The sequence below is a fragment of the Longimicrobiales bacterium genome (genome assembly GCA_029245345.1).
Taxonomy (GTDB): domain Bacteria; phylum Gemmatimonadota; class Gemmatimonadetes; order Longimicrobiales; family Gaopeijiaceae; genus CALFPJ01.
This window is the reverse complement of record JAQWPM010000012.1, coordinates 470,169-485,222: the sequence shown is the minus strand read 5'-3', so window position 1 is coordinate 485,222 and position 15,054 is coordinate 470,169. Positions and strand designations below refer to the sequence as shown.

Genomic DNA, 15,054 nt, shown 5'->3' with positions numbered 1-15,054 from the left:
CAGTTCCTCGTCCGCGAAAGAAGTGGTCGACGCGGGGGCCCTACAGCCCGAGCAGGCGGCCCGGACGCGGTGGGCACGCGCGTTGTCGAACTCCCTCGGAGGATCGGAGTCGAAGCCCGTGGTCACGGCGCTCGACAATGATTGGGATATCGTCCACCTGCTGTGCAGTGACGGACTCACCAAACACGTGTCTGACGAACTCATTCGTGAGCGGCTCACGAACATGACATCGTCTCGTCAGGTCTGTGAGGACCTGCTGCAGGATGCACGAGAAGGTGGCGGAACCGACAACGTCACCCTCATAGTGGGGAGAGCGATCCCCAAGGATGATGGAACATGAGTTCAGACGATCTCTTGTCCGCCCTGTTCGGCGGTGGCGCGCCGGCAGAAAAGAAAGACGATATCGACCCCGACGAGGTTGAGGAATTCGAGGTTGGCGGAGCCGTCGATTGTTACTGCCCGCACTGTGGAGAGTCCATGGAGATCTTTGTCGACCCGGCAGGGGGCGGATTCCAGGAGTACGTCGAGGACTGCTCGGTGTGCTGCCGTTCGTCGTCGGTGAAGGTCACCGTGGACAAAGACGGCATGTCTTTCGCGGAGTTGGCTCCGCTGGACTAAGAAACGGCGCCCGAGCCGTGAAGCCCGGACGCCGTTCGCCCTACTGAAGTCGGTCGAGTCTACTCAGAGACCGTCAGCTTCGTCATCACGATGTCTTCGGTCGGACGGTCGCCGGGACGGGTCTGCGTCTTCCCGATCGCCTCAACGACATCGAGGCCCTGCGTGACCTTCCCGAAGATCGCGTGCTTCCCGTCCAGCCAAGGAGTCGCGGCCAGCGTGACGAAGAACTGCGAGCCGCCTGTGTTCGGGCCCGCATTCGCCATCGAGAAGGTGCCTAAGTTCGTGTGGGCCAAGCCCGGTGCGAACTCGTCGTCGATCTGATAGCCGGGGCCGCCGGTTCCGGTGCCGTCGGGACATCCACCCTGGATCATGAATCCCTCGATCACACGGTGGAAGATCAGGCCGTCGTAGTACCCCTCGCGCGCGAGCTTGAGGAAGTTGCCGGCAGTGGCAGGTGCGACGTCTTCGAACATTTCTGCCGTGAACGTGCCCTGAGTTGTCTCAAATGTGACGGTCGGATTGGCCATAGATTCTCCGTAGAAATTGGGGGCCAAACGTTACCAAGAGCCGGGGGTGATTGCCAGGACATGCGCGGGTGACCTAGTGTGGGCCACATGGATAAGACCAGCCGTTTCAGGGGGCGGTTCGCCTCCACCACGCTCACGCTGCTCGCTGCCGCGTGCGCACCAGCGCTCAAGCTCACGCCGAACGACGCGCCCGTTGTACTCCAACACCAAGTGCTTGAGGCAGCCGATCCCGGTCAGCCCGGGTCGTACGACGTCCTGACGCTCTACTACGGGAGCGGGACGGACAAGAACAGGCCTGAGTACAGGGACTCGGTTGCGGTTACGACGGAGACCGTCGATGCATCCAAAATGGTCAGTCTTGGCCCGTCGGCTGACGAGCGGAATGACTATTGGGGCTTCACTCCCAAGGACATGCCGCTTAACGCGCGGGTTTGGTACCCTGACGGAGATGGGCCTTTCCCTCTCGTTCTGGTCGTGCACGGAAACCACAATGAGAAGGACTTCTCGGACCCTGGGTACGATTATTTCGGTGAACTACTCGCGAGTCGTGGATACATCCTGGCGAGTATCGACGAGAACTTCATCAACGGGGGCATCCGCGGCGAAAATGACGCGCGCGGGTGGTTCTTGCTCAAGCACGTCCAGCTCTTCGATGGGTTCAACGACGAAGACGGAAATCCGTTTGAGGGCAAGGTCGACATGAGCAACATCGTGCTCATGGGCCACTCGCGAGGAGGTGAGGCCGTCGCGAACGCCGCTGCCTTCAACAATCTCAAGCACTACCCCGACGACGCGTCCCTGGGTTTCGACTTTGGGTACGACATCAAGGGCATCGTGTCGATCGCGCCGGTGGACGGACAGTATCTGCCCACCGGGCGCCCCGTCGTGGTCGAGGACATGAGCTACCTCACTTTCCACGGCTCCCACGACGGTGATGTGACGAGCTTTCACGGGCTTCGCATCTACGATCGGCTGAAGTTCAACCAGACCGACGACTTCCACTTCAAGTCGGCCGTGTACGTGTATCGGGCCAATCACGGTCAGTGGAATACCGTCTGGGGCTCACATGATGGCGGGCCGCGCAGCGGACGCTCGCTCGACCTCCGGGGGTTGATCCCACAGGAAGACCAGCGGCGCTTCGCAGAGATCTACGTGTCTGCCTTCCTCGAGGTCGTCACGCGGGACAATCGCGAATACCTCCCGATCTTCAGAGATCATCGGGTCATCGGTCAGTGGCTCCCAAACACCATGTACATCACACGCATGGAGACCAACGCGGATCGAGTTCTGGCGACCTTCGAAGAAGACATCGATGTCACGACTGGCACGGAAGCCGGGATCGTTCTTCGGGGTGATTCGCTCGCGACGTGGGCCGAGGAAAATCTCAAGCTTCGCTCGAGCAACCGCAGCGGCACATCGGCATCGCAGGACAACCAGGCTGTCCGGCTCGGATGGAACAACCGAATCTCGGGGCCTGACACGACCCGAATGGGGCCTCCTGCTACGTACGTCCTTGAGCTGGGAAACCGCGTGGCCGCGCGCTGGGCGCTCGGCCGCCGACACTCGATCAACTTCCAGCTCGGGCCAACCAACGGTATGCCCGGCCCGAGGAAGGATCCGACTCTGGCCACGACGGAACCCTCCGACGATGACCGCGGGTCACGCGGCGGCGGAAGTCGCGGGGGCGAAGAGGATGATGAGAAGCCGCCTGTCGACCTCAGTGTCGAGCTAGAGGACGCGGCCGGTCGGACGGCCAAGGTCACCCTCAGTGAGTACGGTGCCATTCGCCGCCCGCTCGAGACTTATGTCATGCGGCGGGGTGATCTAGAAGCCCAACGCTTTGCTGACAACTGGGATCTCATTCTCCAGTCATTCGCGATCCCGCTCACAGACTTCATGGATGCGAACGCGGACTTAGATGTGAGGCAGCTTACCGCCGTGCGATTCGTGTTCGACAAGGCCACTGCCGGTGAAGTCGTCATCGACCAGATCGCGTTCGCGGAGCTGGATCCCGCCTTCTGGAGCGCCCGGGTTGAGCGTTAACGAACCGCGCGTGGCCGCTCGGGCCGCACGATGACGGAGCTTCGGGAAAGCGTTGCAGAGCCTTCCCTGACGCCGAACTGCGGCAACTCATCGCTCGCTGGCCCAGTGAGGTCGCAAATTTCAAGAGCATCGAAGATGGATATGCCGAGGTCACACGAAACTACTTGGCCCCGTTCATCGTCGAGCGCGCCGATCTCCCTCCATTTTTTGTCGGAGGTGTGGTCCTGGAGTCGGGTCAACTCGTCGACAGTGACGATACCGCCGTGCTGAGTGCGCTTGGATTCTACCGACGCTTCGCCTGGGTCGTCCGCTTCTGTTCTGTTTTTGAATGGACCAGCTCGGAGTGTTACGACCTGCTCGACCGCACTGAAGCACGGCTCGTCGAGGTGCTCGGCGGGTAGCAGATACAACCTGGAACGCACACCGAAACTGAACTGTTATGCACGCTAGAAATGTCCCACTGAACCGCGTCGTCGACCTCACTGACCCTGACAAGAACGTCATCTTCAACCTGACGGTCGATCAAGCTCGTGAGCTCGTCCGCACCGGTCCTGCAGAAGCCGTAGAGACCATCGACGGCTCCTTCGCGCTCGTCACTGTCGATGGCATCAAGGTCCGGCTCGCTCGGTCCATGGATCGGCCCCTCAGGCACTTCATCGCAAAGCTTGTGGACGGCCCGTGCCTCGTCGTCGCAGACCGTGTGGACACGATTCACGCCTGGCTTGCCGACAATGACATGGCGAATCAATTCCACCCGTACTACACGCGTATGGTGCCGGCTCACTACGTGACTGAGATCCAACTGCTCGGGTGCCCCGATCCGATCCCGACGTTCGAGCGTTTCTTCGATCCGCCTAAGGGCACAGCGACCGACGACCTCGAGACCTTGGGCGAGCGGTACATCCGGGCCGCCTATGAAGAAGTGAAGAAGTGGCTCGACCATCAGGCTGCGGAAGGCCCGCTCGGTGTGTGCTTCTCAGGTGGTATCGATTCCGGGGCGATCTTCTTGTTGGCTCGTCAGGCCCTCTTAGAGCGCGGTGAGGCCCCTCAGCGCTTGAAGGCATTCACACTCTCCGTCGATGGCGGGGGAGCCGATGTCGAGCGTGCGCGCTCGTTCCTCGAACAGCTCGATATGGCTGTCTTCCACGAGGCGATCGAGGTGGGGAGCCAGGACCTCGATTGGCGGGAGACCATCAAGGTCGTGGAGGACTACAAACCCCTCGACATTGAGGCCGGGACCATGGGTCTCGCACTCGTGCGCGGCATCCGTGAGCGCTACCCAGACTGGAAGCACCTGCTGGACGGCGACGGAGGTGACGAGAACCTCAAGGACTATCCCATCGAGGAGAACCCAGAGCTGACGATTCGCTCCGTGCTCAACAACTCCATGCTGTACCAAGAAGGGTGGGGCGTGCACAGCATCAAGCACTCCCAGACGTACAGCGGAGGACTGAGTCGTAGCTACTCGCGTACCTACGCACCGGCCGCCACGGAGGGCTTCAATGGCTTCAGCCCGTTCACACAGCCACAGGTGATCCGTGTGGCTGAGTCGATCCCGTTCATCGAATGGACTGATTGGGATCACGAGAAACTCTACGAGCTGAAAGGCCGCTTCGTCGCTGCAGGAATCAAGGCCGTTACCGGACTCGACATGCCGGTCTTCGAGAAGTGCCGATTCCAGCACGGTGCGGTTGGCGAGGACACGTTCGGGTCGGCCTTCCCGAGTGATCCGCTGGAATACCGGCGGGCGTTCGCAGCGCTCTACGACTAGTCGGGCCGGACCCCAGCGCGATGGCTGAGCCGACTTCGATGCCGCCGGACATGTCGAGCGCGGAGACGAACAGCTGGATTCGTTCGCTCAGAAGTCCGAAGCCTGATCTCGATGCGTGGAAGCCCTATGCCTTCGAGGTAGAGGACGAACTCAGTCGTGGTGGGTCCGTCGACCCGACCGGCACCGTGTTCATCACCAACCGTGAGTGCCCGTTCACGTGCCTCATGTGCGACTTGTGGCAGTACACGACGGATGAATCGGTCCCTTTGGGCGCCGTCGACGCTCAGGTCGAAACAGCGCTCGCGATGATGCCTGACATCAGGCACGTGAAGCTCTACAACGCTGGCAACTTCTTCGACGATAGGGCGATCACGCCGGAAGATCGCGCGGCCGTTGCGGCCCGTGTTGGCGGCTTCGAGACCGTAGTGCTCGAGAATCACCCCAATCTTGTAGACGACCGCGTGGCGGGATGGAGGGACACCGCCGGCACGAACGTCGATGTGGCGATGGGCCTCGAGACGATTCACCCGGATGTGCTTCCTCGTCTCAACAAGCGGATGACCGCGGATGACTTCGAATCAGCCACGGCGAAGTTGCTCACCGTTGATATCAACGTGCGCGCGTTCGTCCTCGTGCGTGCGCCCTTCATGACGGAGGAAGAGGGGGTCGAGTGGGCGTGTCGGTCCGTCGAGTGGGCGTTTTCAGTGGGGGTCGAATGCTGCTCGGTGATACCGACCCGAGCGGGGAATGGAGCGCTGGATGCCCTGGCCGCCTCGGGCGAATTCGCGCAGCCCTCGCTCGCTTCGCTCGAAGAGGTTGCGGACCACTGCGTGGGGCTCGGTAAGGGCAGGGTGTTCGCGGACCTGTGGGACGTCGACCGAATCGCAGCGTGTCCAGACTGTCTGGCAGCTCGGGTCGATCGCCTGCGGACGCTAAACCACACCCAGCAGGTCCTGGGACGCATAGTGTGCGCGTGCGGCACGTGAGCGATGACTGACATCTGTGATGTAGTGGTGATCGGCGGTGGCTTCGGAGGCACCCTAGTCGCGATGTGCCTGGCGGATCAGGGCCGGGACGTCGTTGTCATCGAGAGAGAGACCCATCCTCGGTTTGCCATCGGGGAATCGTCGACCCCGCTCGCGAATTGGGTGCTCCGGGATCTCGCGAATCGGTATGGGCTCGATGAACTGCATCCCCTCACGCGATACGGCACGTGGAAGGAGGAGCACCCCGAAGTCGGAGTAGGCCCAAAACGTGGGTTCAGCTTCTTTGCGCACCGAGCAGGGAAGCCCTTCGCGCCCTGTGATGACCGGTCCAACGAATTGCTCGTGGCCGCGAGTCCGTCAGAGGCCGAGGCGGACACTCAATGGCTCCGCTCAGACGTCGACGGCTTTTTCGCGGAGCGAGCGAGGTCCCGTGGCGTCGAAGTACTCGAAGCAACTGAGGTGGTCGAGGCCCGGCGTGATCAGGGGTGGCGCCTGGGTGTCAGGGCCAGTGACGGTTCGGTTCGGACGCTCCGGGCGGACTTCGTCATCGATGGGTCGGGCGGTGGGAGTCCCATTCCCGGAGCGCTTGGTCTGAAGGACGATCGGGCTACGCTTGCTACCAGCTCCCGGGCGCTCTTCGCTCACTTCGAGGGAGTGAAGCCCTGGGCGGACGTCTACGAATCAGTGGGTGGGAATACCGGGCCCCATCCGTTTCCCTCGGACGACGCGGCGCTCCACCACGTCTTGCCGGAGGGCTGGATGTGGATGCTCCGCTTCGATCATGGAGTGACGAGCGTGGGGGCTCTGCTCACCTCGGACGAGACCGGCCTGCCAGCCGAAGAGGAATGGAGCCGGCTGCTCGGGCGGTATCCGTCCGTTTCAGTCCAGATGGCGGAAGCTCGATCGCTTCGGCCCCTGGCGCGGACCGGGCTGCTTCAGCGGCGCCTTCGACCCGCTGCGGGGCCGGACTGGGTGCTCCTTCCGGGAGCTGCCTACTTCATCGACCCGTTCCTCAGTCCTGGGAATGCCCACACGCTCTTCGGTGTGGAACGGATCGCTCGAATGTTCGAGTCCTGGCCGAATACGGAGAAGATCGCGAGTGCCCTCTCACGGTACGACGAGGCGCTCCAGCGAGAGATCGACTTCCTCGACGCTCTCATCCATGGAAGTTACTCCGCCTTCAACTCCTTTTCTGTGCTATCCGCGTTCAGCATGTACTACTTCGCAGGCGCGATCTGTAGTGAGGTTCGGCGGGAGAAGGGCGAGGCCGAGCCCTCAGATGGGTTCCTGTTCACGCACGACGACGAGTTCCGGTCACGCGTCCATTCGGCGTACTTGGACGTTTTGAATTTGACGAGTGACGGGCCGGCGGAGCCTGAGGCCGCCGCCAACTTTGCTGAGCGCGTGCGCGTCGATATCGAGCCCTTCAACCCGGCGGGTCTGTGTGATCCGGGGAAGCTGAACCTGTACCCGTACGTGTAGGCGCAGGCGTGCGTTGCCCGCGTGCTACCGCCAGCGAACCCCGAACCGGTGTGTCCCCGATGCTCCGCTGACACCGACGGGCTGGAAGGCCCACTCCAGGGTGATGTCATCGCCCCAAAAGGCGAAGCCGAAGCTCGCCGGACTCGCGTCACCCTCTACGACGCGACGCGCTCCGACTCGGGCCACGAAGGTCCGTCCCCGAATCGGCCAGTACCCGACCTCGATGCCACCCGCCGGGATCATTTCTTCGCCCACGTAGGTCACTGCGCCGGTGAAGCCCAGGTCGAAGATGCCGAGTTGTTGCCCATAGGCTCCGACTCCCAACGTGAGTCCATCCGGCCGTGCTGCCGCAGTGCCGCCGAACGACAAATCCTCCCCCAAGTTCCGGTAGGTGAGTCCCGCAGTGAACGGTCCAACGGAGGTGGATACGCCCACATCGAGGAGCACTGTGGCATCACGTGAGGAGCCGATCCGCTCCTCTACGAACTTGGTGGCGATACCCACGTCGATGCCCTTGATGTCCCGAGCGATCCCGATGGTGGCGATCCGCTCAGACACTGGGGTTGCACCCAATGTGAAGAGGTGATCCTGCCCGCCCGGAGCCACTTCCGTCGGAAGGGCCGAAGCGCCTCCGAACTGCAGCGACTGCAATCCGATGCCGATGCCGATGCCGAACCACTGCATTGCCGCGGAGGCCGTCGTCGAGGTGCTCTTGGTCCCCCAACGTTGGATGTCGAGCCCGAAGCCGGAGGCGTTGCCCAACAACGAAGGGTGGTAGAACAGCGCGTCCGCATGATTCGCATTCATCATGTAGGCGTTGCCCAGGGCCATGGCCCTGGTGGACGCGGGCAGTTCCGCGATCCGCGGGAGCGCGCCCTGGGTCTGTGCTAATGCGGCGGAGGCCGAGATCAGGCTGAATAGAGCGATCAGAAGCGCGGTCTTTCGCATCGTTACTCGATGTGTGTGTTGGGGGCACCCCAACCTCGGGGTGTGTACGCCACTACGGCAATAGCACGGCTAACCGGAGGCCCTCTGAACGAAGTCCTCGACCAGTGCTCGCGCGATGGACATGGGATGCGGCAGGTCTGGGAGATCATCTGGCGTGAACCATCTCGCGTCTTCGATTTCTTCCTCTGCGATGTGGATCTCGCCCTCCACCCAGTCCGCGATGAACCCCACCATGAGCGAATGCGGGAAGGGGTGCGGCTGACTCCCGAAATACCTCACGTTCGTCAGTTTGACCCCGACCTCTTCTTCCACTTCGCGGTGAACGGCTTCTTCGAGCGTCTCGCCGGGCTCGACGAAACCGGCCAGGGTCGAGTAGACGCCTTCAGTAAAGTGAGGGGACCTGCCCAGGAGCACTTCGTTTCCGCGCTGCACGAGCACGATCACGGCCGGTGCTAGACGGGGGAAGTGCAGCTGCCCGCATGCGGGGCATGCCATCGCCTCGTGTTGGTGGTGGCGCGTGGCAGGGGTGCCGCAGCGAGAACAGAAGCGATGGGTGCGCAGCCAGTCGATCTTCTGCCGTGCAGTGCCGGCGGCCCGAAAGAGCTTCTCGGGTACGAGCGCATGGGCCGCTCGGAGCCCGACGAGTTGGAAGCCCTGCTCCGGTTCGAAATCGTCTGCAAGGTCCAGCGCCCAGCAAGGGCGGCCATCCACGCGCGGGACGCCCGCGGCCGCTTCTGCCACCCCCCAAGCCGGCTCGCCGATGAGGCCTGCGACCTCACCTCGGGTCGGTACCCTGAGGCCGTCCGCCTTGGACACCAGGAGCATGCTGGATCCCGCGAAGGCGAATGCCCAGTCAGAGGCGCTCATCGTTTCTGCACCCGATCCAGAACGTGATTCCGATGGCACTCGGGGCACACAAGGAGGATTCGGTCACGGACATACGCTACATCCGTCCGTGGTGGTACGTCTTGCTGGTCCATCGGCACATGACACTCCGGGCAGTTCGGCAATAGGCCTACGCGGGCGTCGCGTGCGAGCGCCCGGGCCTGGTCCGATGTAAAGCGTTCTGGAGTCGTCATATCAGCAAGACCCGGCGTGGGTGTGTCCTCTAAGGGTCACTATATTACACGACTGCTCTACAATTTGAGGGATACACGCCACCAATGCTGTTAGAACTGGCGCTTTCTATAGCTGTTCTGGGTCCGAAGGGACCTGCCGTCGACACCGTCACATACAATGGCGTCGACGCTAAGACCGAAATCGAGACCCCCTCCGTCGAGCGAGCGGGAATCGACATCGACGGTCGTCTGGACGACTCCGCGTGGGAGTCGAGTGCACTGCTCACGTCGTTCACACAGTTCGACCCAGTAGAAGGTGCGGCCGCATCGCAGCGGACTGAGGTCCAGGTCATCGTTGATACCGACGCCATCTACTTCGGAATCAAAGCCTACGACGAGGATCCCAACAGCATCCGGGCGACGCTCGCCGAGCGTGATTCCTACACTCGCTCCGACGACTACATCCGCGTAATCCTCGACACGTTCAACGACTCTCGTCGAGCCTATGTGTTCACGGTGAATCCTCTCGGTGTGCAGCACGACGGGATTTGGAACGAGGGTGGTGGGAGCGCCGGGCGGAGAGGGAACCACGGAGACCCGATCGACGTCAACCCCGACTTTTTGTGGGAGTCGGAAGGCAATCTCACCGAGTGGGGCTATCAGGCTGAGATCCGAATACCGTTCAAGAGCCTGCGTTTCCCCGAGCTCGCTGAGCAGTCTTGGGGCCTCCAGATCGAACGCAACATCCAGCGCAACGGATACAAGAGTTCGTGGGCGCCCCTCACAGCGAATGTTGCGAGCCGCCTGGCTCAGAACGGCAAGCTGAACGGGCTCCGGAATCTGGACATGGGCATGTTCATGGAGATCAATCCGGTCGTGACCGGGAAACGTCTCGGCACTCTGGACGATCTCGGGGTCTTCGGTCACGACGACTCTCAGAGTGACTTCGGGCTCAACGCCACATATGGCGTGACGTCGGATCTCACCCTGGACGCCACGTACAACCCGGACTTCAGTCAGGTCGAAGCAGACGCTGGACAGATCTCGGTCAACGAACGCTTCGCCCTCTTCTTCCCAGAGAAGCGTCCCTTCTTCTTGGAAGGCACCGAGATCTTCGGGATGGCGAAGCAGCTGATCTACACCCGCTCCGTGGCCAACCCCGTTGCGGGTGCCAAACTCAGCGGAAAGGTCGCCGGCCTGAGCATCGGGTACCTGGGCGCTGTGGATGAGTCGTTCGACAGGGACGCTCCGAAGACACTCGTGAACCTGCTTCGCGTCCGTAAAGACGTGGGCGCGTCGTCTACGATCGGTGCGGTGTATACGGACCGATCCGTGAACTCCAACGAATACAACCGAGTCGCTGGAGCCGATGCGCGCTTCCAGGTGGCAGGGCGGTACACGTTCACTGCGGTGGGCGCGACCAGCTTCACGGACACTCCGGACCTCGCAGGGCGTGAGACTGGCCGGATGTTCTACGCCCAGGCGGAGCGGGCCGGCCGTACCATGAAATTCAGTGCCCAGATCGAGGACACGGATTCTGACTTCAACGCCGGCTCGGGTTTCTTCAACCGCGTGGGCGATACCCAAATCCAGTCCCGTACCGAGTACAACTGGTTCGGTGAGACTGGAGCGTTCCTAGAGCAGTTCGGCGGATGGTTCGAGGCGAAGGGCTACTGGGACCACGAAGACTTCTGGGACGGCGACGGGATGGAAGAGGGCGAGGTTCAGCTCGGCTGGAGGTTGTCACTTCAGGACAACATCAGCTTCTGGGGAACTCATCAGCGCTCGATGTTCTCGTTCGCACCGGAGTCCTATAACGGGCTCTTCGCGCAACAGGCGAACGGTTCGTTCTCACCGTTTCAGGCGGACCAGTCTTTGTTCGAGAACCTCGGGTCGACGATGGTGTCGCTCTGGGTGAACAAGTGGGAGCGTGTCCGCGGAAACGTGCGCTACACCTTGTCCGAGACTCCGATCTTCGATCGCACGTTCGGGGTCGCCGTCGAACTCGCGGATTCCCGCTCCACTTCCGTCACGCTCAACCTGTATCCGGTGCACGCGCTGGTCATGGAGCTTGGGCTCCGCCAAACCACGCTGACTCGGAAGGATGGCGTCGAAGCTTCGTCGGCCATCATTCCGAGGATCCGGGCTCAGTACCAGTTGAGCAGAGCACTCTTCGTACGTGGCATCTTCGAGTACTCGAGCCAGGAAAGGGTCGGGCTCCGAGACCCCGAATCGGGCATGCCGTTGTTCACGTGCACGAGCGGTGACTGCACGGAGCGCGGGGGCTTCGAAGGGTACGATTTCCACATCGAAGGGCTCGTGTCCTATGAGCCGTCCCCGGGGACCGTGTTCTACGTGGGGTACACCCGGCAGATGGAAGACACCGGCTATTTCCGGTTCCGCGAGGTCAAGCCTCAGGCGGACGGGCTCTTCATCAAGCTGAGCTATCGCTTCCGGAGGTAATGACCAGGGCTGTTCCAGCCCGAGGGCGTGTTGCACTACCAGTGCGGCGTGTGTAAGGTACGCCCGCTAAACACCTTAAAGCAGGCGAAGATTACGGGTGGGAAAAGATGCGATTGAAATTGAAGGCACGGTCAGCGAAGTGCTCCCGAATGCAACGTTCCGGGTCTTGCTCGAGAATGGCCATGAGGTACTCGCGTACCTATCGGGGAAGATGCGTCAGAACTATATCCGCGTCCTGGAAGGCGACCGTGTGAAGTGCGAGCTGTCTCCATATGACCTCTCGCGTGGCCGAGTGACCTACCGGTACAAATAGGCGGAACCACATAGCAGTTCGTCGCTTCGTGCGACTGAGCCCGCACCCCTCAGGGGCCGCGGGCTCTTTCAGTTATCCGCCACTCCTCGGGACTCGCCGAGCGAAACCCCCGCTTCGCGGCACCCGTAGGGTCCCAAATCTGAATGAACTTGAAGAAGTGCTTGGAGGTTTTTGAGATGCGGACGTTTGCAGCAGTGTCATTCGCCGGCGTAACCGGACTCGTGCTTTTGAAGTTCTTGCTCGGGATCATGTTCCCGCTGTTCGGCATGTTCATCGGGATCTTGGCGATGACGATGAAGTTTGCGCTCATCGCGGCGGTTGGTTTCTTCGTCTACTCGATGTTCAAGAAGCGCCAGAAGGCTGATGAGATCGTGGTCGAGTAGACTCGACTGAGCAGGAATAGGAAGGAGCCCCGGGGACATATCTCCCGTGGCTCCTTTTTTCGTTCAGGCGTGTTCGGTCAGTTCACGTAGGCTTCCAGCTTCGTGCTCGCCGAACGATTGATCAGGAGGTATCCCGCCGTGCCCACAACGACGAGGACTCCTATGGGCTAGGAAAGCCCAGAGAAATCGGGGCAGAAAGCGTATCATGGTTTCTTAAGTCGATACTCGGGCAACTCGTTTCCGAATTGTGGAGTCGAAAACGCAAATAGCCGTCTCAACCTGCCAGGAAGCTAGGAGTTATGCGGCATTTTGATGATTTGTCTCTTGACCTGCCTTCCGGGCACACTTACCGTTGGTTCAATTGTGATCCGCAGGGCCAAGAACACTTGAATGATGCGGCTTTTCAGGTGATCTGGTAGCGAACTGGAGCAAGCGCTCTAGGCCTGCAAGAAGGGCGGCTTCGGCCGCGACATTTAAACACTATTCTTGTTACTAGGAGCAGCCTAATGAACAAGTCCGATCTCGTGGACGAACTTGCCAACGCGACTGGCATGACGAAGGCCGATGCATCGCGTGCAGTCGACGCGCTTTTTGCCCCGTCCGGCGGCATTATCTCCGCGGCACTCAAGGGTGATCGCCGTGTGCAGATCACCGGTTTTGGTACGTTTGAGTCCAAGCACCGGAAGGCCCGCATGGGCCGTAATCCTCGCACGGGTGAAGCAATCCAGATCCAAGCTACGAAGACCCCCGGCTTCCGCGCCGGTAAGGGTCTCAAAGACGCGATCAAGTAAAAAGCGTTGGTACGTCTGGCTAGCCGGCGCCGCACCGGCTGACAGACACAATGAAAAAAAAGAGGCCGTACCCCTTCGGTGGTGCGGCCTCTTTTCTTGTGCGCTGCCTAGGAAAGCGCTGGCACTAGCGGGTCGGAGGGCCTTGTCGCGATCCGCCGCCGCCTCTCTTGGGCCGATCGAAATCGGCTCTCACGGCCCGTCCTGAAATCGTGGTGCCGTTCAATGACTTGATGACCTGTTGAGCCATGTCGTCGTGGACCTCAACGAGCGTGTGGCTCTCCTTGATATCGATTCGGCCGACCGCCTCGCCGTTCACGTTGGCTTCGCCGGTAATCGCCCCCAAAAGGTCTCCTGTGGTGACGCCGTCCCGTTCGCCCACGCCCAGAAAGAGTTTGGCCCAAGCCGGCTGGGCACCCGGGGCGCGAGGTGCCGGAGGTACCGCGGCGGCGGCAGCGCCGGCGCCAGTGCCTTTTCGCAACAACGCCACCGCCGCCGCCGCGATCTCGGCTGGCGCGAATTCGGTGAACAGCGGTTCCAAGGCCAAAAGGTAAGGCGCGGTGTCTTCCCTTTGGACCGCTTCGCGCAACATCGAGTGGATCTGCGCCACAGCGTTATGCGAGGCATCTTCTGCCGGCGGCGACGGAATCACCGTGTAGCCGGTCTGTCGCGCCGTGGCGCGGAGGTGCGGGATCTCACGGGCGAGGACTACGACAAGGTTCGTCTCGGACAGCGCGTGCCGGCGATCCATGGTGTCGGAATCGGTCGGTGCGTCACAGCTGAGTACGGCAACGCCTTCGACGCCCTGAACGGCCTCTCTGGCCTCTAGCGCGTCCACACCGAGCCATACAGGCACCGAGGGGTCTCCGGGCGCCCCTGCCACGTACCCGTGTAGCGTGAGGTAGTCTCCGACGTCGGCTGCCCGGTCCTCGCCGCGGCAGAATACCAGGACGTGTCGGAAGTTGTCCGCTAGGAGGCTATCGACGAGCTCCAGTACGGCGGCTTCTCTGGGCTCGGGTGCGATGCGGAACCGAAGCGTGCCGCGCTGAGGCCCATCCTTCGAAGAGGTGTCTTCACCCGGGAGCGTCATCGCACGTTTGACGTTGGTGTCCACGAAGGCAGCGACGCCTTCTGTCACCGGCAACGCGGTCACGACCCGCTGGCACTCTTTCGGGAGGTACTCGAGGACACGCTCTACTTCATCGACTCCTCCGAACGCCTCCATCTGCGTCATTTGTTCGATGATCAGAGCCTTGACCGCGTCGAGCTTGATCGAGCCGTCCTTTGTGGCGGCCAAAACATCAGCAGGTGTCCCGAACAGGAGTGTCGCTTTCTCCGGAAGCACCCAATGAGAGCCGAGGGCGGCGACCGAATGACCGGTCGATGCTGCCAGGCGTCCCACCGTTCCAGCCAGATGGTCTGCTCTCTCAGCCGAAGGCGCCAACACGATGGCCTGCGGTAGGGCTTCGCCCACCTCGATCCGATCGAGCAGTGCCGCGCTCCATGTGATGGTAACCCCACTGCCGGGGCCTGCCGCGAGTAGGAGGTTGTTTCCGCGTCGAAGCACGGGCACGGCTGCTTCCTGCAGCGGCGTTGGAATTTCGATCCCTTCCGAGGCAAGCGCCTCGGCTAGCTCAGGTCTGAGCCCGAGCTCTTCAAAAGAGTTCACTTTTT

15 protein-coding genes are annotated in these 15,054 nt (G+C 61.6%); 11 read left to right on the top strand and 4 right to left on the bottom strand.

What is annotated here, in order from left to right:
* The first annotated feature begins 118 nt into the window (after positions 1–118).
* The gene (locus P8L30_05240; protein MDG2239585.1) at positions 119–340 is read left to right on the top strand and encodes a hypothetical protein; all 222 of its coding nucleotides are present in this window, start codon (positions 119–121) and stop codon (positions 338–340) included.
* Positions 337–618, top strand: coding sequence for a CPXCG motif-containing cysteine-rich protein (locus P8L30_05235; protein ID MDG2239584.1), 282 nt, complete (start codon positions 337–339; stop codon positions 616–618). Before P8L30_05240 ends, P8L30_05235 begins: the two co-directional genes overlap by 4 nt.
* Before the next feature lie 59 nt (positions 619–677).
* Here the strand turns inward: P8L30_05235 and P8L30_05230 are convergent, their stop codons facing one another.
* A complete protein-coding gene (locus P8L30_05230; protein ID MDG2239583.1) occupies positions 678–1,145 on the bottom strand; it encodes a peptidylprolyl isomerase in 468 nt (155 codons plus the stop codon).
* A gap of 87 nt (positions 1,146–1,232) precedes the next feature.
* On the opposite strand from P8L30_05230, the gene P8L30_05225 reads away from it, so the two are divergent.
* From P8L30_05225 to P8L30_05205, 5 genes are all read left to right on the top strand, one after another.
* The gene (locus tag P8L30_05225; GenBank protein MDG2239582.1) at positions 1,233–3,188 is read left to right on the top strand and encodes a hypothetical protein; all 1,956 of its coding nucleotides are present in this window, start codon (positions 1,233–1,235) and stop codon (positions 3,186–3,188) included.
* Between the two features lie 164 nt (positions 3,189–3,352).
* A complete protein-coding gene (locus tag P8L30_05220) occupies positions 3,353–3,589 on the top strand; it encodes a hypothetical protein (protein MDG2239581.1) in 237 nt (78 codons plus the stop codon).
* Between the two features lie 38 nt (positions 3,590–3,627).
* The gene (locus P8L30_05215; GenBank protein MDG2239580.1) at positions 3,628–4,959 is read left to right on the top strand and encodes an asparagine synthase-related protein; all 1,332 of its coding nucleotides are present in this window, start codon (positions 3,628–3,630) and stop codon (positions 4,957–4,959) included.
* Positions 4,960–4,979: 20 nt separating this feature from the next.
* Positions 4,980–5,945: a radical SAM protein gene (locus tag P8L30_05210; protein MDG2239579.1), complete on the top strand. Its 966-nt coding sequence runs from the start codon at positions 4,980–4,982 to the stop codon at positions 5,943–5,945.
* A gap of 3 nt (positions 5,946–5,948) precedes the next feature.
* Positions 5,949–7,427: an FAD-dependent oxidoreductase gene (locus P8L30_05205; GenBank protein ID MDG2239578.1), complete on the top strand. Its 1,479-nt coding sequence runs from the start codon at positions 5,949–5,951 to the stop codon at positions 7,425–7,427.
* Between the two features lie 24 nt (positions 7,428–7,451).
* On the opposite strand, the gene P8L30_05200 is transcribed toward P8L30_05205, so the two are convergent.
* Together P8L30_05200 and nudC are read right to left on the bottom strand one after the other, a co-directional pair.
* Positions 7,452–8,375 (bottom strand): hypothetical protein, encoded by a 924-nt coding sequence (locus tag P8L30_05200; GenBank protein MDG2239577.1) that lies wholly within the window; start codon positions 8,373–8,375, stop codon positions 7,452–7,454.
* A 69-nt stretch (positions 8,376–8,444) separates the two neighbouring features.
* Positions 8,445–9,242 (bottom strand): NAD(+) diphosphatase, encoded by a 798-nt coding sequence (gene nudC, locus P8L30_05195; GenBank protein MDG2239576.1) that lies wholly within the window; start codon positions 9,240–9,242, stop codon positions 8,445–8,447.
* 296 nt (positions 9,243–9,538) lie between these two features.
* On the opposite strand from nudC, the gene P8L30_05190 reads away from it, so the two are divergent.
* The 4 genes from P8L30_05190 to P8L30_05175 all read left to right on the top strand — a co-directional run bounded on the left by P8L30_05190 (position 9,539) and on the right by P8L30_05175 (position 13,383).
* Positions 9,539–11,896: a DUF5916 domain-containing protein gene (locus P8L30_05190; protein ID MDG2239575.1), complete on the top strand. Its 2,358-nt coding sequence runs from the start codon at positions 9,539–9,541 to the stop codon at positions 11,894–11,896.
* A 97-nt stretch (positions 11,897–11,993) separates the two neighbouring features.
* Positions 11,994–12,209 carry a translation initiation factor IF-1 gene (gene infA / locus P8L30_05185; protein ID MDG2239574.1) on the top strand — a complete coding sequence of 72 codons (216 nt, stop codon included), beginning with the start codon at positions 11,994–11,996 and terminating at the stop codon, positions 12,207–12,209.
* A 176-nt stretch (positions 12,210–12,385) separates the two neighbouring features.
* Complete coding sequence (locus P8L30_05180) at positions 12,386–12,592, top strand: hypothetical protein (GenBank protein ID MDG2239573.1); 207 nt, start codon at positions 12,386–12,388, stop codon at positions 12,590–12,592.
* Positions 12,593–13,098: 506 nt separating this feature from the next.
* A complete protein-coding gene (locus P8L30_05175; GenBank protein ID MDG2239572.1) occupies positions 13,099–13,383 on the top strand; it encodes an HU family DNA-binding protein in 285 nt (94 codons plus the stop codon).
* 124 nt (positions 13,384–13,507) lie between these two features.
* On the opposite strand, the gene P8L30_05170 is transcribed toward P8L30_05175, so the two are convergent.
* On the bottom strand, positions 13,508–15,049 hold the full coding sequence (locus P8L30_05170; protein MDG2239571.1) for a DEAD/DEAH box helicase: 1,542 nt from the start codon (positions 15,047–15,049) through the stop codon (positions 13,508–13,510).
* Positions 15,050–15,054 lie beyond the last annotated feature (5 nt).